1 protein-coding gene is annotated in these 1,081 nt (G+C 67.3%); it reads left to right on the plus strand.

The genetic code is table 11. The features are described 5' to 3' along the window. The coding region (gene glyA / locus G9C89_RS24900) for a serine hydroxymethyltransferase (protein WP_172153381.1) at positions 1 to 1,081 on the plus strand (1,081 nt) is incomplete at both ends.

The following is a 1,081-nucleotide window of genomic DNA, read 5'->3' on the forward strand; positions in this document are numbered from 1 at the left end:
AGCGGGTCATGCAGGCCCAGGGCAGCGGCCTGACCAACAAGTACGCCGAAGGCTATCCGGGCAAGCGCTACTACGGCGGCTGCGAGCATGTCGATGTGGTCGAGCAGCTGGCCATCGACCGCGCCAAGCAACTGTTCGGCGCCGACTACGCCAACGTCCAGCCGCACTCCGGCTCCTCGGCCAACAGCGCCGTGTACCTGGCGCTGATCAATCCGGGCGACACCATCCTCGGCATGAGCCTGGCCCACGGCGGCCACCTGACCCACGGCGCCAAGGTGTCGTCTTCCGGCAAGCTGTACAACGCCGTGCAGTACGGCATCGACACCGCCACCGGGCTGATCGATTACGACGAAGTCGAGCGCCTGGCCGTCGAGTGCCAGCCGAAGATGATCGTCGCCGGCTTCAGCGCCTACTCCAAGACCCTGGATTTCCCGCGTTTTCGCGCCATCGCCGACAAGGTTGGCGCGCTGCTGTTCGTCGACATGGCCCACGTCGCCGGCCTGGTCGCCGCCGGCCTGTACCCCAACCCGCTGCCCTATGCCGACGTGGTCACCACCACCACCCACAAGACCCTGCGCGGCCCGCGCGGCGGCCTGATCCTGGCCAAGAGCAACCCCGAGATCGAGAAGAAACTCAATGCCGCGGTGTTCCCCGGCGCCCAGGGCGGCCCGCTGATGCACGTGATCGCCGGCAAGGCGGTGTGCTTCAAGGAAGCCCTCGAGCCCGGCTTCAAGGACTACCAGGCGCAGGTGATCAAGAACGCCCAGGCCATGGCCAAGGTGTTCATCGAGCGCGGCTATGACGTGGTCTCCGGCGGCACCGACAACCACCTGTTCCTGGTCAGCCTGATCCGCCAGGGCCTGACCGGCAAGGACGCCGACGCGGCGCTGGGCCGTGCCGGCATTACAGTGAACAAGAACGCCGTGCCGAACGACCCGCAGTCGCCGTTCGTCACCTCCGGCCTGCGCATCGGCACCCCGGCGATCACCACCCGCGGCTTCAAGGAAGCGCAGAGCATCGCGCTGGCCGGCTGGATCTGCGACATCCTCGACCACCTCGGCGATGCCGATGTCGAGGCGCA

The sequence above is a fragment of the Pseudomonas tumuqii genome, from assembly GCF_013184545.1.
Taxonomy (GTDB): domain Bacteria; phylum Pseudomonadota; class Gammaproteobacteria; order Pseudomonadales; family Pseudomonadaceae; genus Aquipseudomonas; species Aquipseudomonas tumuqii.